At 42.2% G+C, this 19,680-nt stretch carries 16 protein-coding genes, 1 pseudogene and 1 riboswitch; of the genes and pseudogenes, 15 read left to right on the top strand and 2 right to left on the bottom strand.

What is annotated here, in order from left to right:
- The first annotated feature begins 127 nt into the window (after positions 1 to 127).
- The 11 genes and pseudogenes from HWQ44_RS16215 (at position 128) to HWQ44_RS16165 (ending at position 14,708) form a co-directional block, all read left to right on the top strand.
- Positions 128 to 271: a hypothetical protein gene (locus HWQ44_RS16215; RefSeq protein WP_292720337.1), complete on the top strand. Its 144-nt coding sequence runs from the start codon at positions 128 to 130 to the stop codon at positions 269 to 271.
- Between the two features lie 249 nt (positions 272 to 520).
- A complete protein-coding gene (locus tag HWQ44_RS16210; RefSeq protein WP_292720334.1) occupies positions 521 to 2,392 on the top strand; it encodes an FAD-dependent monooxygenase in 1,872 nt (623 codons plus the stop codon).
- A gap of 121 nt (positions 2,393 to 2,513) precedes the next feature.
- A pseudogene (locus HWQ44_RS16205) lies at positions 2,514 to 3,869 on the top strand (aldehyde dehydrogenase).
- A gap of 183 nt (positions 3,870 to 4,052) precedes the next feature.
- Entirely contained in the window at positions 4,053 to 5,477 is a 1,425-nt protein-coding gene (locus tag HWQ44_RS16200; RefSeq protein WP_292720342.1) for a carotenoid oxygenase family protein, read from the top strand.
- Between the two features lie 12 nt (positions 5,478 to 5,489).
- The gene (locus HWQ44_RS16195; protein WP_292720331.1) at positions 5,490 to 6,434 is read left to right on the top strand and encodes a DUF1702 family protein; all 945 of its coding nucleotides are present in this window, start codon (positions 5,490 to 5,492) and stop codon (positions 6,432 to 6,434) included.
- A gap of 31 nt (positions 6,435 to 6,465) precedes the next feature.
- Positions 6,466 to 7,389: a DUF1702 family protein gene (locus HWQ44_RS16190; protein WP_292720328.1), complete on the top strand. Its 924-nt coding sequence runs from the start codon at positions 6,466 to 6,468 to the stop codon at positions 7,387 to 7,389.
- Positions 7,390 to 7,464: 75 nt separating this feature from the next.
- Positions 7,465 to 8,400, top strand: coding sequence for a DUF1702 family protein (locus HWQ44_RS16185; protein ID WP_292720325.1), 936 nt, complete (start codon positions 7,465 to 7,467; stop codon positions 8,398 to 8,400).
- A gap of 475 nt (positions 8,401 to 8,875) precedes the next feature.
- Positions 8,876 to 10,963 (top strand): calcium-binding protein, encoded by a 2,088-nt coding sequence (locus tag HWQ44_RS16180; protein WP_292720323.1) that lies wholly within the window; start codon positions 8,876 to 8,878, stop codon positions 10,961 to 10,963.
- Positions 10,964 to 11,222: 259 nt separating this feature from the next.
- Positions 11,223 to 12,776: a GMC oxidoreductase gene (locus HWQ44_RS16175; protein ID WP_292720321.1), complete on the top strand. Its 1,554-nt coding sequence runs from the start codon at positions 11,223 to 11,225 to the stop codon at positions 12,774 to 12,776.
- Positions 12,777 to 13,031: 255 nt separating this feature from the next.
- Positions 13,032 to 14,090 (top strand): UbiA family prenyltransferase, encoded by a 1,059-nt coding sequence (locus HWQ44_RS16170; RefSeq protein ID WP_292720319.1) that lies wholly within the window; start codon positions 13,032 to 13,034, stop codon positions 14,088 to 14,090.
- Positions 14,091 to 14,123: 33 nt separating this feature from the next.
- On the top strand, positions 14,124 to 14,708 hold the full coding sequence (locus HWQ44_RS16165) for a PEP-CTERM sorting domain-containing protein (RefSeq protein ID WP_292720316.1): 585 nt from the start codon (positions 14,124 to 14,126) through the stop codon (positions 14,706 to 14,708).
- Here the strand turns inward: HWQ44_RS16165 and HWQ44_RS16160 are convergent, their stop codons facing one another.
- Complete coding sequence (locus tag HWQ44_RS16160; protein WP_292720314.1) at positions 14,709 to 14,846, bottom strand: hypothetical protein; 138 nt, start codon at positions 14,844 to 14,846, stop codon at positions 14,709 to 14,711. It abuts the gene before it with no gap.
- Positions 14,847 to 14,916: 70 nt separating this feature from the next.
- On the opposite strand from HWQ44_RS16160, the gene HWQ44_RS16155 reads away from it, so the two are divergent.
- Together HWQ44_RS16155 and HWQ44_RS16150 are read left to right on the top strand one after the other, a co-directional pair.
- Positions 14,917 to 15,276, top strand: coding sequence for a YciI family protein (locus HWQ44_RS16155; protein WP_292720311.1), 360 nt, complete (start codon positions 14,917 to 14,919; stop codon positions 15,274 to 15,276).
- Positions 15,276 to 16,511, top strand: coding sequence for a DUF6596 domain-containing protein (locus HWQ44_RS16150; RefSeq protein ID WP_292720309.1), 1,236 nt, complete (start codon positions 15,276 to 15,278; stop codon positions 16,509 to 16,511). Before HWQ44_RS16155 ends, HWQ44_RS16150 begins: the two co-directional genes overlap by 1 nt.
- A 373-nt stretch (positions 16,512 to 16,884) precedes the next feature.
- Here the strand turns inward: HWQ44_RS16150 and HWQ44_RS16145 are convergent, their stop codons facing one another.
- Positions 16,885 to 17,637 carry a ribonucleotide-diphosphate reductase subunit beta gene (locus HWQ44_RS16145; RefSeq protein ID WP_292720339.1) on the bottom strand — a complete coding sequence of 251 codons (753 nt, stop codon included), beginning with the start codon at positions 17,635 to 17,637 and terminating at the stop codon, positions 16,885 to 16,887.
- A gap of 98 nt (positions 17,638 to 17,735) precedes the next feature.
- Positions 17,736 to 17,879, top strand: a riboswitch (cobalamin riboswitch).
- 369 nt (positions 17,880 to 18,248) lie between these two features.
- Between HWQ44_RS16145 and HWQ44_RS16140 the strand changes: the two genes are divergently transcribed.
- Together HWQ44_RS16140 and HWQ44_RS16135 are read left to right on the top strand one after the other, a co-directional pair.
- Positions 18,249 to 18,503 carry a hypothetical protein gene (locus tag HWQ44_RS16140; protein ID WP_292720307.1) on the top strand — a complete coding sequence of 85 codons (255 nt, stop codon included), beginning with the start codon at positions 18,249 to 18,251 and terminating at the stop codon, positions 18,501 to 18,503.
- A 23-nt stretch (positions 18,504 to 18,526) separates the two neighbouring features.
- Positions 18,527 to 19,528 (top strand): methyltransferase domain-containing protein, encoded by a 1,002-nt coding sequence (locus HWQ44_RS16135; RefSeq protein ID WP_292720305.1) that lies wholly within the window; start codon positions 18,527 to 18,529, stop codon positions 19,526 to 19,528.
- Positions 19,529 to 19,680 lie beyond the last annotated feature (152 nt).

Here is a 19,680-nt window from a genome sequence, read left to right as displayed (position 1 = left end):
ATAATTATCTGTCTCGCCCATCCCTACTTCCTAAATATTAGACCTGAATCCTTACGTTTTTGCTTTACTCAATGCATCTGCTCAATCTAGTTGGGATGATCTAATTTACCGACGCAAGACCAAAGGTATGGCAGCTAATAGTGAAATTGCTAGGGTGACAGAAGAGTTCAAGAGTTATAGACATCAACCTGAATTGGAGCCTTGGCTCAAGAGTAAGAGTGCTGAATCTCAAAAATTGCCAGAGCAAGAGCTAGTCACATCTGAGTTATAGGAATGCTATCTATTAGTCCTTAATTTTCTCAGCACTAAAGTGCTTACTACAAACTGTTCATTACTAGATTGTGTTTAAAAGTAGCCGCCAAACGTTTACTTTTAAGAGTTCTCTAAAAGAGTCGCCTGCTTCCGCTCATAAAGAAGATCACAGAGGAAACGAAGGAAAGAAGTAACTCAAAATTCCTGAAGTTTCCGACGAAATTTTTCAAATTAATCAAATTTTCTAGTTAGCAAAAAGGAAAATGCAATGAACAACACTCAGTGCCAAACCTATGATTATGATGTAGTCATTATGGGTGCTGGATTAGCGGGAGTATGTCAAGCTCGCCACCTACTACTTAATGTTCCTAATATCAAAATTGCTTTGGTCGATCCTCGTCCTGAAGAACGGACAGAAAAGGATTTGAAAGTGGGTGAGTCAGCGGTTGAAATCTCTACCCTGATGATCTGCAAAGAGTTGGGTCTTTATGACTACATGGTTGAGCATCATCCGCCAAAATTTGGTTTAAACTTTCATTGGCCTAAGCATCCAGAAAGTACAGAAAACATTAATGACTATCATCATCTCTGGGCTATTCGGCAACCACCATTGGCTTCTGTTCTGATTCACCGCCCCAAATTTGAGCGGGATGTGCTGAGGATGAATCAGGAAATGGGCGCTGTCTTTTATCAAGGTCGTGTTGTTGATATTGACCTAACGTCTGGGGATGGCCTGAACGTGGTGAAAGTCAAACTCGATCGCGAGTATCTTGAACTTAAAGCCAAACATATTATTGATGCAGCAGGACGTAAGTTTATCATCGGTCGCAAGACAGATAATGTGTTGTTTGGCCCTGAAAACGTCCGTGGTGTTAACAATGGTTCAGCATGGATGCGCGTTAAAAATGTCGATCGCACTATCTTTCACAGTGGTTACGATCCTTTAGTTTCAACTTGTAGCCATTACTATGCTACTAATCACTGGATGGGACATGGACATTGGGTTTGGATGATTCCCACAGATACGCAAAATATGGAATTGTCAATTGGATTAGTTCACCATCACGACTATATTCAGGCCCAGACTGTCAACACTAAAGAAAAGTTTTATGCTTTTCTAGAAGCAAACCATAACATCATGTATCGACTGCTCAAGAGCGGAGAGGAAATAGATTTCCATTACTGGCCCAAACTAGCGCACAAGAGCAAGACCATACTCTCAAAAGATAACTGGTATGTAATTGGTGATGCAGCAGCTATCTTCGATCCCTTCTACTCGATGGGAATGACGATGATGTCCTTTGAAATAGACACCATTACAGAAGTGATTCGTGCCAAGTTAGCAGGTGAGCCAGATGCAGAGAAGAAGCGGGCGGTTTACAACGGCTTTAATTTAGGGATGATCGATCGCAACAATCTTCTTGTCAGCCATCATCCTGAGCATCTTGGTAACGCTAGCATCATGAGTCATCGCATGTTTATCGAAAACATGTGGTGGTTTGGGATGATGATTCCTTTATATGTCGGTAAGTGGCATTTAGATTTGAAATTCCTGGCAAAAATTAAGCAACCAGGTCGTGTATATATTACCGAAATATTAACTGCTGTCTATCAACAGTTAACAGAGTTGGCAGAGAAGAACGCCAACATCGGGTTTATGTACACCCATCGAGCAGATGAATTGCCTTTTAATTACATAATGAGCCGGGATTTTGACGAATACATCCACCTCACCAAGTACGAACCCCAACGAGCTAATGTTTTTGTATCAATGCAATACACTCACTTTTTCGTTGCTATTTGGTACCTCAAGTTCCTGTGGAAGGGTTTTGGACTAAAAGGTTTATTAGCACCACAAAATCTTAAGCACATTTTCGCTTTGCTAAAAGCATCTGCTCTAGCTGGTTGGGATAATTGGATTTTCAAATTGAAAACCAAAGGTGTGCCAGACAACAGTATCACTGCAAAAGCTAGAGAAGATTTCAAGAGTTACCAACACCAACCCGACTTGCAGCCCTGGATTAGTTTAGCTAATGAAAAGACATTACCAAATGGGACTCATGAATTCCCAAGCTTAAAGGACAAAAATACACTAAAGGTTTCAGAATTAGTCACGTTGCCAGCGGAAATCAAGTCTTAATTTTAACTGGAGAATAACAACAAATATGAAAATGGCAGTTGAGTTTTAAGACTTATATATTTAGCTACTGCCATTTTTTCTTTCAATTACTGTATAACTACTGTTTAACACCTAAAAAGCCATGCTAACTCAAGTAGATTATAATGAACTTGAATATCAGCAACAGTTTTTTCAGACTGGTAAAACCAAAAATCTTGATTTTCGGATTCAACAACTGAAAATTCTTCAACAGGCAATTGAGAATAATAAAGATAATATTGTTCAAGCTTTAAAAGCTGATTTGCATAAATCAGGCTTTGAAGCTTATTTTGAAATAATTGGAGTTTTAGAAGAAATTAAATATGCTCTTAAAAATATTAGAGCATGGACAAAACCACAGAAAGCTGCTACTCCCTTTTATCAGTTTCTTTCTTCTGCCCAAGTTCGTTCTGAACCTCTTGGTGTGATTCTGATTATTGGCCCTTGGAATTACCCATTTAATTTAATTTTTGCGCCATTGGTGGGTGCGATCGCGGCTGGTAATTGTGCGATTTTAAAACCATCAGAAATAGCTCCTTATACTTCTGAAGTCATAGAAAAAATAGTTCACTAAAATTTCGATCCATCTTTTATTGAAGTGATTGAAGGCGGTATTGAAACCAGTCAAGAACTATTGTCACAAAATTTTGATCATATCTTTTTCACTGGTGGCACTGAAGTTGGTAAACTTGTAATGGCAGCCGCTGCTAAAAATCTAACTCCAGTTACCCTTGAGCTAGGTGGCAAAAGTCCTTGTATTGTTGATGAAAATATTCATCTTGAACATACAGCTAAAAGAATTGTTTGGGGTAAATTCTTTAATGCAGGTCAAACTTGTACTGCACCTGATTATCTGTTAGTAAATCGCAAAATTAAACAAGATTTATTGACTAACATTAAAAAGCAAATACAAATTTTTTACGGCGACGAACCTTCAGCAAGTAAAAGCTATGCTAGAGTCATCAATCAAAAACATTTTCGTCGCCTTTTGCAATTATTAGAAAGTGGTAATATTTTAGTGGGAGGCGAAACGAATTTAGAGAATCTTTATATTGCTCCTACTATTATCGATCGAGTCTCTTGGCAAGACAAGATCATGCAAGAGGAAATTTTTGGGCCGATTCTTTCTGTTCTAGAATATACAGATTTATCAGAAGCGATCGCCCTTGTAAATCGACAACAAAAACCCCTTGCTTTATACTTATTTTCTAATAATAAAAAAAATCAAGAACGGATTTTGCAAGAAACTGTCTCTGGTGGAGTCTGCATTAACGATACCGTTATGCATTTGACTGTTCCTTCTTTACCTTTTGGTGGAATTGGTACTAGTGGAATGGGTCGTTATCATGGTAAAGCTGGCTTTGATAACTTCTCTTATCAAAGAGGCATATTAAATAAATCTTTTCTGATTGATTTGAAATGGAGATATCCTCCCTATCCAGAGAAAAAGAAACACTAAGGGACTTCTAAATAAAAAAATATACCATCGCTATAGAGGCAGAGGGGCAGGGAGCAGGGGGAAAGAAAATCGTTTTGATTCGGTGAAATTGGATAATTTATTTCTTGGAAGTCCCTAAGTAATAATATTCTCAAATAAGTGATTGTAAATTTCTAATCTAGTAATCAAGTAGTCTTGACTATGATCGTCGCAAAAGAAATTAGTCCCTATCTTACAGGTAACTTTTCTCCAATACAAACAGAAATCACAGCCAATTACCTTCCGATAATTGGAGAATTACCAACTGATTTATCAGGAATATTTGTCCGCAATGGCCCTAATCCCCAGTTTTCTCCCAAAGGTGATTACAAGTGGATTGATGGAGATGGGATGTTGCATGGGGTGGAGATTAATAATGGCAAAGCCACTTACCGCAACCGCTATGTCCAGACACGGGGATTTAAACTGGAACAGAAAGTAGGTCGAGCCGTCTGGACAAGTCTGATGGAATCGCCACAACTTCACAACCCTCCCAATAATCTTTTCAGTCCGTTCAAGAACACTGCTAACACTGGCATAGTGTGGCACGCAGGTCACCTATTGGCACTTTGGGAAGGAGCCGAACCATACAAAATTACGATACCTGACTTGACAACAATCGGGCCATTCACTTATGGAAATCAACTGAATTCTCCCTTCACCGCTCACCCCAAAGTTGATTTTGTAACTGGGGAAATGATGTTTTTTGGATATTCTCTACTAGAGCCACCTTATTTAAGGTACAGCGTGGTTTCATCTGAGGGAGAGTTAATAAGAACAGTTCCGATTGATTTGCCTACAGGGGTGATGATGCATGACTTTGCCATCACTGCAAATTACACAATATTCATGGATTTGCCCCTGACATTTAGCTTAGAAAGGCTACAACGCAGAGAACCAGCTTATATGTTTGAACCAAATCTGCCCAGCCGTTTTGGTATTATTTACCGTCATAGCGATGGCAGAAATATCCGCTGGTTTGAAGTTTCTACCTGTTATGTTTTACATATTCTCAACGCCTATGAAACAGAAGAGGAAGTCGTCATCATTGCCTGTCGCACAGATGATGCTCAACTGCTGAACATACCGACAAAAACAAACTTACGTCACAATCAGATTAATAAACCGCAGTTATATGGCTGGCGATTCAATCTCCGCACAGGTGCAGTCCAAGAAGGAACAATTGATGATTTAGCTTCAGAATTTCCTAGTTTAAATCAGCAATTTGTAGGAAGACGGAATCGGTACGGCTATACAGCCAGAATGGTGCCGGAACTGCTACCTGTATTTACTTTAGATGCACTCATTAAGTATGACTTTGCCAATGGTTATTCTCAAGTCCATGAGTGGGGGACTGGTCGTTATGGAGGAGAGGCAATATTTGTCCCCCGTTCCAACGCGACTCAAGAGGATGATGGTTGGTTGTTAACTTTCGTCTACGACACAGCTACAAAAACCTCAGAGCTAGTAGTGGTGAATGCCCAAGACATCACAGATAAACCTGTAGCCCGCATTCTTCTACCCCAGCGAGTTCCTTACGGTTTCCACGGAACTTGGATTCCAGAAAAATCAATGCATCCAGCTTTTTAAATCAGGAGAAAGATGATGATTCAAGACGCTTGGCAATCAAGTTTGAATAAAGCGACACTACCGACAGATTTGATAGCTACTTGGGCTGAACGCGATGTGCAAGAAAGTGATGGTGGTATACAGAAACGATTAGAACAGGTTGGTCGTTCGTTAATGAAAGGATACCATACAGCTGTTACTGATGAATTAGAAGCGATCGCCCCCAAGTTAAATGAAATCGATGAGGAGTTGCGGGGATTTGCTTACGAAGGTGTCGGTATGGGACTAGCACAGCGTGATTTTCTGACACCCAGTAGCCAAAATCGGATAGCCACGTTTGTTGCAGGTGATGGTGCAGCTTATGCAAACATGGTTTATGTCGGTTTGGGTTTGATGTTAGCCAGAGTTGGGCGACCTATCGAACCCCATTTGCAAAGACTCGATACCGCCAAGGGTTGGTTATTAGTCGATGGCTACGGCTACTATCAAGGTATGTTCTACTGGCGAGACTCACTCAATCATCAGGTAATCTCGCAACCAATTTCTGGTTATACCCGCAGTGTCTTTGACCAAGGTTTAGGTCGCAGTATTTGGTTTGTTGATGGTGGCGATGTCAATCGCATCGCACGCACCATTGATGCCTTTTCACTCGATAGGCGAGAAGACTTGTGGGGTGGTGTAGGTTATGCCTGTGCTTACGCTGGTGGTGCAAAACGTGCAACCATAGAAGCTTTAGGAAATACAGCAGGTGCTTATCGCTTGCATTTAGCGCAGGGTACTGCTTACGCTGCTAAGTCCCGTCAATGTCTTGGCAACCAGTCAGTCTATACAGAATTGGCTTGTCAGGTGTTGTGGGGAGTGAGTGCTGATGCAGTGGCTGACAGTCTAGCTACTATTGGCGAAACTCCAGAATCTCCACTATGGCAGCATTACCGGGCACGGATACCTCATCCAGTTAGAGCAACCTTAGCAGCTTAGTACCTATTGCTTCACAAGGATAATTTAGATAATGCAAATTAAAGCAAATGAGGCCAACGCCTTAATGGCTGATACTTGGGCTAAACGAGGAATTCAAAACAGCGATTCTGGAGTGCAAGAACGGTTAAGCAAGATTGGTAGTAGAGTTTTACAAGGATATCATGTAGCGATCGCTAGTGAAGATTTAGGAGCGATCGCTCCCAAAATGAATGAAATCGATGAAGAGTTGCGAGGATTTGCTTACGAAGGCGTAGGCATGGGTCTAGCGCAACGCGACTTACTCACGCCCAGTAGCGAAAATCGCATGGCAACTTTTGTTGCAGGTGATGGTGCAGTTTATCATAACTGGGTTTATGTGGGTTTGGGTTTGATGTTGGCTCGTGCTGGACTGCCTATCAAGCCGCATTTAGAAAAACTCAACTTTGCTAGAAGTTGGTTAGCAGTCGATGGCTATGGCTACTATCAAGGTATGTTCCATTGGCAAGACTCACTTGATAATCAAGTCATCTCGGAACAAATTTCTGGTTATGCTCGCAGTGTTTTTGACCAAGGTTTAGGTCGCAGTATTTGGTTTATCGGTGGTGGCGATGTTAATCACATCGCACGTACCATTGATACCTTTGCACCAAATAGACGGAAAGACTTATGGGGTGGTGTAGGTTACGCCTGTGCTTACGCTGGCGGTGCAGAACGTGCAACCATAGAAGCCCTAACAAATACAGCAGGTGTTTATCGATTTCAATTAGCCCAAGGAACAGCTTACGCTGCCAAGTCCCGTCAATCTCTTGGTAATCACTCAGTTTACACAGAATTAGCTTGTCAGGTGTTGTGGGAAATGGGTGTTGATGCTGTAGTTGAGAGTTTAGCAGCCAATGGCGAAGCACTAGAATCTCAGACTTGGCAACATTACCGAGCGCGTGTTTTTCATCCAGTTAGAGCGACCCTAGCAGTTTAGTACAAAATTATACACATTGCTAAAATTTTCCGAAATGCTCTCCCAAGAAACTATTGCTCAACAAGGACAATTAAGATGATACAACAAGCTTGGCAAATCAGCGCCGAACAAGCTAGGGCACAGATGAAAGCTAATTTGGCGGGACGTAAGGTAATGGTGAGAGATCCGAAAGTGCCACAGCGATTTGGACATACTGCTGAAGGTATGTGGCAAGGATACCATGCAGCGATCGCTGATGAAGAACCAGAGGCAATTGTCGCCAAGCTAAATGCAATTGACTCCGAGTTGCTAGGATTTGCCTTAGAAGGTGTAGGTATAGGTCTTGCTGAACTAGATGCACTCAAACCCCAGAAGCAGAATCGAGTTCAGGTTTTTCTCGAAGGAACCACAGCAGCTTATCAGACTATGGTTTATCTGGGAGTAGGTTTGGGACTAGTTCGGTGTAAACTGCCTATTGAGCCATATTTAAATCAACAGCACCCCGTAGGATGTTGGCCAGTAGTTGATGGTTATGGTTTCAATCATGGTATTTATTACTGGCAAGACTACATAGACGGTCAAGCTATTCCTGTGCAACTTTCTGGTTATCTGGGCCGCGTCTTTGACCAAGGTCTAGGTCGCAGCATTTGGTTAGTAGATTGTGCTGATGTTAACCGAATTGCGACGACTATAGGCGCTTTTCCCGCCACAAGACAGGCAGACCTTTGGGGAGGTATTGGTTACGTTTGTGCTTCGGTTGGTGGTGCAGAAGGCTCAACTATAGAAGCTTTAGGAAAAGTAGCTGGCGATCGTGTGTCTGAATTGGCTAAAGGAGCTACTTGCGCCGCCAAATTCCGTAAATTGCTTGGTAACCAAGCTGGCTACACGGGATTAGTGAGTGAAATATTGTGCAGCATGGCAGCTGAAGCAGGAATTGAGATTAAAGACACTCCTCTAAAAAGCTTACCAAACAATAGTGCAGAACCAGACCAACAAATCTGGCAACACTACCGAGAATATCTGCTTGTATAAACAAAAGTCACAAGCATTAAATTTAAAAGTTTTTTTAAAGGGCAATACAAATATCTTGTATATTTGCCCAAAAAATGCTCTTGAAAGTACCTCTAAATTCACACTATTACTCTGACATTTTTGGCGAATTTACCTAATCTTAAACTCTCCTTAATTTCGCAAAAAAATAAACCCAAAATATACCTAATGTTAAATCTTTCTTAATTTACAAAAAAAATAAAGCATTGTATGATTCTAAACAAGCCAGCAAACCACTCCTGAAATTGCTTAAAAACCGCAGATATTAATTATTAGGTGGTTTGAAAAGAGCATTAAAGGCTCTACAAAGATTAAGGTGACATACAGATATAACATTCCCAATGAATGTATCCAATTGAATAACTTCAAACCTGAAACTCTTTGGTAGAAGAAACTCACTCCAACAGCATGGGACTATGCTGGCCATTGATATTCCCCAAACAAAGAAGTAAAAAATATGGCGAAACCTAAAACAGTAATCCCACAACTACTAGATGAAACTTCCATATCTACAAACCCTTACACTGGCAAAGTAACATCTAATGGCACAATTTTCATCGCTACTCCAAATCCAATTTATGCACCAACTGGTGAGGCTTTTATCGGCACTCCAGGTAATGACAAAATTAACACAGAAGCGTTAATTAGCAATAATGTTTTATTCGGTCTTGGTGGCAATGACCGTCTATTAAGTGGTATTGGGAATGATGTTTTAGTCGCTGGTGCTGGAAATGATTTTGTAAATGCAGGTGATGGAAATGACCTAATTTTTGGTGACTTTAACTCTAATGGAGACCTCGACTTTGGTCAGGAAGGAAATGACACCCTCAATGGCGGTGGTGGGGATGATGTGTTCTTGGGTGGGGGTGGCAATGATATCTTAAATGGTGGAACCGGAGCTGACAACATTGCTGGTCAAGATGGGAATGATGTTATCAATGGCGATGCTGGTGACGATCTATTGACTGGTGGTTTAGGCAACGACACTATTCGTGGTGGAGCTGGAGACGACCGAGGTCTTGCTGGCCCAGGCGATGACCTCTTCTATGGTGGTGACGGTAATGACCGACTCGGCGGTGATACTGGCGACGATACACTCTACGGTGGTGCTGGGAACGACCTACTGATTGGCAATGTTGGCAACGACTTAGTATCAGGTGGTAAGGGCAACGATTGGATAGTAGGCTCTAACCCCTATCCCCCAGAATTAGGATTAGGGCTACCCGAAATTGATACCTTAACTGGCGGTAGCGGTAGTGATATCTTCTTCCTTGGGGAATTCACCATAGGTCAAAACACTAAAGTATTTTACGACAAACTAGGTAATCAAGATTACGCTTTAATTACTGATTTTAATGTTAAAGAGGACTTCATTCAGCTACCAGAAAGTCTCCAAACCATAATAGGACTGGGGCCAACAGCTGCTGGTTTGCCAAAAGGAACAGCTATCTACGCTAACAGAAATGGTGTGAATGACCTGATTGCCATAGTTGCTGGTGTCACACCCCAACAGTTGGGATCTAGTGGTCGCTTTATCTTTGGTAATCCAACTCCCAACTCTACACCAGGGACAGGAATTTTCACAGGCTCTGATGCTTCCGAAGGTTTCATCGGTACTCCGGGCAATGACACAATTTTTACATTGGGCGGCAATAACACTACATTTGCCCTTGATGGGGATGACCGCCTCTTTGGTGGAGCCGGCAATGACGATTTTATCTCTGGGGCTGGAAACGACTTCGTTGATGCAGGTGCTGGTAACGACCTAATTTTTGGCGACTTTGACCTCAATGGCGACCTCGACTTTGGTGTAGAGGGAAATGATACTCTCTTGGGTGGTGCTGGCAATGATGTTTTCTTTGCTGGCGGTGGTAATGATTTGATTAATGGTGGAACTGGTAATGATGACATTGCTGCTCAAGATGGTAATGACACCATTAATGGTGGAACCGGTAATGATAACATCCTTGGTGGTTCAGGCGAAGATGTCATCTATGGTGATGCTGGCAACGATAAAGTCTTTGCTGGTTCAGGCAACGATATCCTCTATGGAGGCGATGGAGCCGACCGACTCGGTGGTGATACCGGCGACGACAAAATCTTTGGTGAGTCTGGGAATGATGTTCTCATTGGTAATCTTGGCAGTGACACTCTCTCTGGTGGCGATGGTGACGACCGATTATTTGGTTCTAACCCTTTCCCTCCAGAACTGGGACTAGGCAAACCTGAGATTGATATCTTAACTGGCGGTAGCGGTAGCGATATCTTTTTCTTTGGTGAATTCACTGTAGGCAAAGATAGTGCAGTCTATTACGACAAGTTAGGTAATCAGGACTACGCTCTAATTACTGACTTCAATCTCAATGAGGATTTTATCCAACTACCTGAAGATATCCAAATTACTATCGGACTGGGCCCAGTTCCTGCTGATTTGACAGGTTTACCACAAGGAGCCGGAATTTATTCTAACAATGACCTAATTGCTGTAGTTGCTGGTGTTGGGCCTCAACAGTTAGCAGCTAGTGGTCACTTCTTGTTTGTCTAGGTACTGCGGATTGAGATTATAGATTGTGTTCTTGATATAAGGAGGGGTGGTAAAGCAGTAAACCACCCTTGCTTATCACTTGTTTTAATGACCAATCGCAAATATTTGTGAAATCAAAGATTGTGAGCGAGTGATGAAACCCTTGTTAGTTCGGAGCAGACATGGGTTGAGTATACATTTGGCTCTCCCTCCTTGTGCTTTCTTTGGTTAACTTGTGTGTATTTATTTGGGCAAAAGCCGCTCGTGTAGGAGATTAATTATGTCCCGGCTCATAAAACGTCGTCATTTTCTTCAAGCAAGTCTTGCAGCTACCACCAGCATAGGTATATCTGCGATTCGTGGTTCTGCTTTTAATAGTGAAGAATATGTTGAGGCGATTGTTATTGGGAGCGGTTTTGGTGGAGCAGTTGCATCATTACGCCTAGGTCAGGCAAAAATTGAAACAATCGTACTAGAGCGTGGGCGAAGATGGCCAATCACTGATGCAGGCGATACTTTCGCTACATTTGAAAAACCAGATGGCCGTACTACTTGGCTTAGTCCAACTACAGTTTTAAGAGGATTTGACCCAGTTTCTATTGATGTTTATACTGGCGTCCTTGATGCCAAGGTAGGCAATGGTATTACTGCTTATCGAGGAGCAGGCGTTGGAGGTAGTTCTCTTGTCTATAGTGCTGTTACCTATCAGCCAGATCGAGAAATATTCTATAAAGCCTTTCCACGTAGTATCAACTACGAAGAATTAGATAAGGTTTATTACCCACGGGTGCGTTCTATTCTTAACCCAGCTTCCATACCAGACGATATTTTACAAACTGATTACTATTTAGCAAGTCGCATTTTCATGGAGCAGGGAGCTAAGGCTGGTCTAAAAGTCCGCAAGCACAGCATGGCAGTTAATTGGGATATCGTTCGTCAGGAAATTACAGGTCAGAAAGTTCCTTCTGCTATTAATGGTGTATTAATTTATGGGGCAAACAGTGGTGCAAAAAATAGCTTAGACAAAAATTACTTGAAGATGGCAGAAGCCACTGGTCACGTCGAAATTCGATCTTTGCATGTGGTAACTAGGATAGAGGAATTAAATAACGGACGTTTCCGAATTGTTTGTAATCAAATCAATGAGCAAGGCATGATAGTTGGACAAAAATCTTTGATTTGTCGCTATCTATTTTTAGCAGCTGGTTCGATTGGAACTACTGAACTGTTACTACGTGCCAAGGTTAATGGCACATTACGCCGCTTGAATAAGTATGTAGGACAATTTTGGGGAACTAACGGTGATGCACTCAGTGCTGTCATCAACAAATATCCAACTAATCCTTCACAAGGCGGCCCAGCAACATCAGTAATTGAACACTTTGATAATCCTATTGCTCCGGTGATTATTGAGCAAACTCCTCTTCCTAATTTACAGAATGGTGTCATTGCTTCCCTTGGTCAGGCAATTGCTAAACCGGAGGGCTATTTCACTTACAATACTTCTACCCAGTCGGCTGATTTATTCTGGCCCACCAACTCAGCTAACAACCAAAAAAATTCTCAGGCTTTGCAATACACATATAAACTGCTCGACAGAGCCAATGATACAACTATTGCAGGTAAACCCGACTCTGGTCTTACAACTCACCCCCTTGGTGGTGCAGTTATGGAGAAAGTCTGCAATACCTATGGTCAGGTATATGGTTATCCTAATTTATTTGTTGTTGATGGTTCGATGATTCCAGGTTCAGCAGGCGCTAATCCTTCGTTAACTATTGCAGCTTTAGCAGAACGATGCATGGATAAATTCTTGTTGCATAGGATTAGGTAGTACTGAGATTTATTCCAAGAGTAGACTTCTTGCAAAAATCATTTTTTTGCAATCTTATTTGTGCGAAGTAAGAAGATTGCAAGAGACTTCATGAGATGTGCTCACAAGGAATAATGACAATAATCTAGGAAAATTTTTGCGTTTTTTCAGCCTATATTTTCAAGACAGGTCTACTGATTCTTAGAAAATTATCAGTTGCCATCATTTGATGGAAAGATGCAAAAAAAGTCTCAATACTTCTCTGGCTAGGAAAATATGTCTGAGAAAATTCTGACCAACGCTGTTGAAGCTATATCTCAACATCAGGCTCTCACACAGCAAATTAACGTCGTTCAGGTAGATTTAGAAGAATTACCAGATATTGCTCAAGAAAGATTATCATTCGATATTTTTTCGAGTGCGATCGCTATCAGCAATCTAATTCTTCGATCGGGGAAATTATTCTTCACAAATACTGTTCAAGAATTAAAAATAAATTGGCTATTCATCCGACGTGATATTACAATGTCAATTGTGCCTGGATTGTTATTTACTATAACTGCTTTAGTAAATTACCCTCCCACCTCTTTGGCTCATGGAATATCGATATTAGCTAGTAGTTTAATCTATTTTTGGTTATGTATTACGTCATTTTGTATATCCAACCAAATTACCGATATCGAAGAAGATAAAATCAACAAGCCAGACCGTCCATTAGTCCAAGGCATCATTTCTTATAGCGGCGCTCAGACTCGTGGGTATATATTTATGATGCTATTTACAGCAGTAGCCTGGTGGTTAGGAGTAATTGAATGGGCAATTTTATGGCAGTTCAGTTTTATTGCTCATAACAACTTTGGTGGTGCAAAACATTGGATGACCAAAAATGTTTTCAGCGGATTTGGAATCATGTCTGAGATGGGAGCAGCTTGGCAAATAGTAGCACCAATTTCTCCTGTTGTTTGGTTATGGCTGGTGATCTTATGTAGTGCCTGTATAATTCTGATATCTGTTCAAGATTTTCGTGATATTCCAGGCGATAAAGCAATTGGTAGGAATACATTTCCACTAGTATTTGGAGAGGATATAAGTCGGATTTTAGTAAGTATTTGCTTTTTAGCGTACCCACTTTTAATCCATTTATGTTTGATGATGCCAGCAGGCAATACTTTAGTAGTTATGCTGTGGGATATTGCGCTTTTCTTGTTGAGTTGTATTATTGCTGTACGATTATTAGTTTTGCGTTCTTATGCCGCAGACCATAAAACTTACTTACTCTTTACTGCTTGGTATTGCTTATTATTGACTAGTTCAATTTTCATTCTACGCGTGTAAATAGTTCAATCTATCCGTTTGGAGAATTATCCGATGGAATTAAAGCTCGGCATTGCTACCGCTGGTTTTACCCTATCTGTTGCTGTTATTGGTGTTAAACCTGCACAAGCTTTCGATTTTACTTATACAGACACTACCATCGGACAACCTACATGGACTCGTCCCTTTGTCGCCAATGAAGTAAACATTCCTACTCTACCTTCAGGTATAGGTACAGTTGCTAGTTATAGTACATTCGAGTTCAAAGTTGACACTAAAGGTTTGTATAATTTTCTGAGTATTGCTACAAACCCAACAGAATGGGACAACTACTTATTTTTGTACACAGACAACTTTAACCCAAACAACCCATTGCTAAATGCTGTCATTGGTAATGACGACTTTCCCAAAAGAGGCCGTTCTGGTTTCAACAATGTATTTTTGACTACAGATAAAAACTACTTCTTAGTAACAACAGGGTATTTTGATGCAAGTCAAGGAGTATTCGAGAATACAATCTCTGGAACTGGCAAAGTAGTCAAAACTGTTCCTGAACCACCTATGATTTTAGGTTCAGCGATCGCTATGGTTATGGGTTGGATAATAAAGCGCTTTTCAAAAGCCTGCCAATCGGCATAATTATAAATTTCGCTCAATGCACAACAAATTAAGAGTTTTTGGTAGTATTCTGGATGTGCCTTGACCAGTAAGCACAGGACGATAGCCAATAATTGGTGTTCCCGAAAAAAATTTTGCGATTTCTGTCGAAATGTCCATAAATTAAACGTCATATAATTGAGCGCGGAAAATACCAAACTCGAAATCAACTCACAACAAAGGAACTAACATGCAGTACGCAATCCTAGTCTACGAAAGCGAAACCAATTTCAATAATCGTACAGATGAACAGCAGAAAGATGCTTATTGGGGCGCTTTCAGCTCCTATGCAAAGGCTCTAGCTGAAGCTGGTGCGATCGCAGGCGGTGCTGCGCTTTATCAGCCTCATGCTGGTACAACAGTGCGATTGCGCGATGGTCAACGGCATGTCCAAGACGGCCCCTACGCCGACACCAAAGAGCAACTTGGCGGTTTCTTCCTCATAGATGTACCAGATTTGGATGCAGCTCTGGATTGGGCGGCTCGTTGTCCGGGAGCTTCTGACGGTGCAATTGAAGTTAGACCTTTCTTGCCAATGACTCAAGGCTAATGACTACTGTGAATGCACGTCAAGCCGCAGAACTCGCAGCACGTAACTCATACGGGCAATTAGTTGCATACCTGGCAGTTCGCACACATGATGTGGCTGCTGCGGAAGATGTGCTTGGCGATGCATTCCTGGCTGCATTGAAAGCTTGGCCAGAAAAAGGTGTTCCTGATAATCCAGAAGCATGGCTGCTGCTTACTGCACGGCGTCGCCTGATCGATGATGCCCGACAAGCTAAGGTGAAAGCCTCAGCAGCCTATGCGCTCAAGCTGATAGCTGATGATGTGCAACAGGAGACATCTTTAGAAGTTTTATTCCCAGACGATCGCGTAAAGCTCCTATTTATCTGTGCCCACCCAGCGATTGATGCAGGTATCCGTACCCCCTTAATGCTGCAAACAGTGCTTGGGCTGAATGCTGCTCAGATTGCCTCAGCTTTTCTGATCGCCCCAGTAACAATGAGCCAACGCCTCGTCCGTGCCAAAGCTAAGATTCGAGATGCTGGTATTGCCTTCGAGTTACCAGAAGCCAAGGATCTGGCGATGCGGTTGGATGCTGTACTAGAGGCAATCTATGCTGCCTATAGTAATGGCTGGGAAAACGTGACTGGGGTCGATCCACGGCGTAAGGGTTTAACAGAAGAAGCAATCTGGTTGGCACGTTTGTGCGTACAACTTTTACCAGAAGAACCTGAAGCACGGGGGCTATTAGCGCTGATGTTACATTGTGAAGCGCGTCGTGATGCCCGTAGGACGAAAAACGGTGCTTATATTCCGCTTTTAGAGCAAGACGTTACACTTTGGTCGCAGCCAATGTTAAACGAGGCGGAGCGCGAACTTGCCGAAGCAGCAAAATTTAATCAGCTCGGAAAGTTTCAGTTGGAAGCTGCTATTCAATCGACACATGCTCAACGAAGAGTGACTGAGCGCACAGATTGGCAGACTTTAGCACTTTTATATGAAGGGTTGATTCAGTTTTCGCCAACATTGGGTGCTTTAGTTGGACATGCCGCAGCGATCGCAGAAGCCAAAGGGTTGGAACAGGGTCTAGCGCTCCTCGAAGCACTCCCTGCCGAGTCTGTCAAAAGTTATCAGCCATATTGGGCGCTCAAAGCTCACCTGCTTAAGCATTTGGGTCAGAATTCACAAGCTAAACAGGCTTATACTCGTGCCATCGGTCTAGTAGAAGACCCAGCTATCCGCGAGTTTCTTGTACGTCAATCTAGCGTTATCAGCTAATACGAATTTAAGTCGCGATCGCTCTCCCAAAAATATTTGTATCATCAAACTGTAAAAACAGGATAAGTCAGGAGTAAAACAGATTCTATAGCTAAATTTGAGAGTAAAATTGTATATTTAGTAAAATTTTAATTGGCTACAAAGGGACTGACAAATAAAAAAATACTCAACTACTTATTGTGGGGTGGGCGACACGATAGCCCATACATATAGGGCGGGCAAGATGCCCACCCCACAAGATTGGGTAATTTATTTGTTGGAAGTCCCTTAGTCAGAGTGAAGGTAGGCATTTTTCACCTTGGGACGTTGTAGAACTACTTCTACTTTAAATTGTTTTACTCAACCCGAATACTCACTAACAACCTGGCTGTACTCAGCAATTCTCATTTTGAAAAGCATAATGAGAATTGCTGGGCTGTACTATTTCACTCAAAAACGGATTTCGCTCAGAATCAAATAACAGTTCAGGATCGACAATATGTCCTGTCCATTTGCATTGATGCTCGACGGCTAGAGCAAACATTTCGTAGATTTGTTCGCGGCTGTGGGGGAAAACTTGCATCGCTTCTGGAATCAATTTTTGATACAGCCGCACATGGGAAAGTTCATCTCGGTTAATCATTCTAAAGATATCGGCACTCCCAGACATGAGCATTCGTGATGACAGATTGTAGAAAAATATAAACCCGTTGTAGAAATACAACCCTTCCAACAAGTAATCCGCCAACAATGATACGAAATAATTTTCTGGTGTGGAGTTATCGACATACTTTTGGTATAATCCAGCGATAAATTCACATCGTTCTTTGAGAATACGTAGGCGATGCCTGCGGCAGGCATCGCTTTGCCAAAAATCATAGACGTGTGTACGGCGATCGCTCTTAATCATCGTCTCAATAATGTATTGATAGGATTGATTATGCATCGCCTCTTGGGAAATTTGTTCTGCCATATACAGCGCTATTTCTGGTGCAGTCACGCTGTTTTTGATGTGAGGCACATTACAGGTTTGCACCGAATCGAGAAACGTCAGGTAGCTAAGGATGCCATCAAATGCACGTCGTTCTCCAGGTGGTGGTGTGAGATTGACGTAATCTGTTACGTTCTGTGTCCAATAAAAATCCAGAGCAAGCGTTGGTAAATAATGAGACTTGCCCCGATTAATGACGAATGCCAGTATAGATCGACCATTGATTTTTATGCAAGCAAATCACAAGTTGTGTTAGTATTCAGATGAATCTCGGTTCTAGTGGGGAACAGCCGCTAGAGGAAACGGGGAAAGTCCGGTGTAAATCCGGCGCTGTCCCGCAGCTGTAATCAAGGCTTGCCTTGTGAGTCAGAATGCCCGCCGAAGTGAACTTGTAAATTTTGTACATCTGCGAGGCACAGATAAGTATTTTTATGAAGATTTCTACAACTACTCAGCTTTACGTTCTCATAGCCCCACATATCAATCCGCTACAGATTACGACTTTCTATGAGAGGGTAAGCGATTAATTTCCGGTACAAGTTGTGTCTTGAGATGCAGCGATCGCGATCAGCCACTCCCTATGAGAGTATCGCTTGAAAATTGTCACAGCAACGAAAAAACACTGTATTAACTAACAGATTGAAGTTGTTCAAAACAGGTAGTCAATGGCGTGTATAGCGTACATAGTCATGTTTCACCACTGAACACATACTTTCCACATGCATAGAAATTGCTAAGTTACTAAATTAATACTTCAGTTAATTATCATGCCAAAATTCTATCTTCACCGAACTGGGAAGATTCCTACTGCTATTCATCCCTTTGTCAAACAAACGGCTCTTCCCCAAGATAAACACAAGCTCAGTCTACTTCAAGGGAAAATTATTCAAGATGTTCAAAACATTGCAATGTCGATATATCGGATGATTTATATTGCAATCGCCTCCGTCGGGCGGTTAAGACATCGCTCGTCTGATTCGGGACGAGCAGCAATAAGTAAACCGTTAGTTCGACTCAAATAGGTGTACAGGAGCGTTCAAAAAAAATGTCAACTTTATTATATTCTGTAATTGGTTTTCTGATGCTTTTAGTAATTGGAATTGCGGCTTATTTCCTAACTGCCCGCAAGTATCAATCCTCATCCACAGTCGCCAATTCCTACGATCAATGGACACTTGACGGCATCGTAGAGTTTTATTGGGGGGAACACATTCACCTTGGTCATTACGGTTCGCCGCCACGAAGTAAGGATTTTTTGGCTGCTAAATCTGATTTTGTCCATGAAATGGTGAAATGGGGTGGAATAGATAAATTACCTCCTGGTACTACCGTTTTAGATGTTGGCTGTGGGATTGGGGGTAGCAGCCGGATTTTAGCACGAGATTATGGGTTTGCTGTCACAGGGATTACCATCAGTCCACAGCAGGTTAACCGCGCCCAGGAGTTAACACCCCAAGGGCTAAACGCACAGTTTGCGGTCGATGATGCGATGGCATTGTCGTTTCCAGATGCCAGTTTTGATGTAGTCTGGTCGATTGAAGCCGGCCCCCACATGCCAGATAAAGCCGTTTTTGCCAGAGAATTAATGCGGGTGCTAAAGCCTGGTGGAGTGTTGGTTGTAGCTGACTGGAATCAGAGGGATGACCGCCAAAAGCCGCTGAATTTTTGGGAGAAACCAATAATGCGGCAACTCCTCGATCAGTGGTCTCATCCAGCTTTTTCCAGTATTGAAGGCTTTTCCGAGCTTTTGGCGGGGACAGAATTAGTCGAGGGGGAGGTAATTACGGCAGACTGGACGCAAGAAACCCTTCCTTCTTGGTTCGATTCGATTTGGCAAGGGATAGTTCGACCAGAGGGACTGGTGCGTTTTGGACTGTCTGGTTTTGTCAAGTCTGTGCGCGAAGTACCGACGCTTTTACTGATGCGTTTGGCGTTTGGTGCAGGGCTATGTCGATTTGGAATGTTCCGGGCTGTGCGGGCAAACTCACGCACAGAATTGATGGACAGAAACTTTGCCAACCAAAATCCCTCAAGCTTGGTTAGGTAGCGATCGCAGCTAGTGTTGAAGAAGAATGCAGAATTCAGAATTCAGAATCAAGACGCTTTAGCGCAACGAGCGTCTCTCCTTGGGAGAAGACTCGCTAAGGAGTCACGCAAAAATAACTTGAACACTTTTAATTGGAAAGTAAGGCTGACAGC

It is taken from the genome of Nostoc sp. JL34, assembly GCF_017114945.1.
Classification (GTDB): Bacteria; Cyanobacteriota; Cyanobacteriia; order Cyanobacteriales; family Nostocaceae; genus Nostoc.
Note: the sequence above shows the minus strand (reverse complement) of the source record. Positions and strands in the feature narration are given on the sequence as shown.

Excerpts from the sequence above, each read along its gene's own strand:
- HWQ44_RS16215 (WP_292720337.1), top strand. The coding sequence starts at position 128 with ATGGCAGCTAATAGTGAAATTGCTAGGGTGACAGAAGAGTTCAAGAGT.
- HWQ44_RS16210 (WP_292720334.1), top strand. The coding sequence starts at position 521 with ATGAACAACACTCAGTGCCAAACCTATGATTATGATGTAGTCATTATG.
- HWQ44_RS16195 (WP_292720331.1), top strand. The coding sequence starts at position 5,490 with ATGATGATTCAAGACGCTTGGCAATCAAGTTTGAATAAAGCGACACTA.
- HWQ44_RS16190 (WP_292720328.1), top strand. The coding sequence starts at position 6,466 with ATGCAAATTAAAGCAAATGAGGCCAACGCCTTAATGGCTGATACTTGG.
- HWQ44_RS16185 (WP_292720325.1), top strand. The coding sequence starts at position 7,465 with ATGATACAACAAGCTTGGCAAATCAGCGCCGAACAAGCTAGGGCACAG.
- HWQ44_RS16180 (WP_292720323.1), top strand. The coding sequence starts at position 8,876 with ATGGCGAAACCTAAAACAGTAATCCCACAACTACTAGATGAAACTTCC.
- HWQ44_RS16175 (WP_292720321.1), top strand. The coding sequence starts at position 11,223 with ATGTCCCGGCTCATAAAACGTCGTCATTTTCTTCAAGCAAGTCTTGCA.
- HWQ44_RS16170 (WP_292720319.1), top strand. The coding sequence starts at position 13,032 with ATGTCTGAGAAAATTCTGACCAACGCTGTTGAAGCTATATCTCAACAT.
- HWQ44_RS16165 (WP_292720316.1), top strand. The coding sequence starts at position 14,124 with ATGGAATTAAAGCTCGGCATTGCTACCGCTGGTTTTACCCTATCTGTT.
- HWQ44_RS16160 (WP_292720314.1), bottom strand. The coding sequence starts at position 14,846 with ATGGACATTTCGACAGAAATCGCAAAATTTTTTTCGGGAACACCAATT.
- HWQ44_RS16155 (WP_292720311.1), top strand. The coding sequence starts at position 14,917 with ATGCAGTACGCAATCCTAGTCTACGAAAGCGAAACCAATTTCAATAAT.
- HWQ44_RS16150 (WP_292720309.1), top strand. The coding sequence starts at position 15,276 with ATGACTACTGTGAATGCACGTCAAGCCGCAGAACTCGCAGCACGTAAC.
- HWQ44_RS16140 (WP_292720307.1), top strand. The coding sequence starts at position 18,249 with ATGCCAAAATTCTATCTTCACCGAACTGGGAAGATTCCTACTGCTATT.
- HWQ44_RS16135 (WP_292720305.1), top strand. The coding sequence starts at position 18,527 with ATGTCAACTTTATTATATTCTGTAATTGGTTTTCTGATGCTTTTAGTA.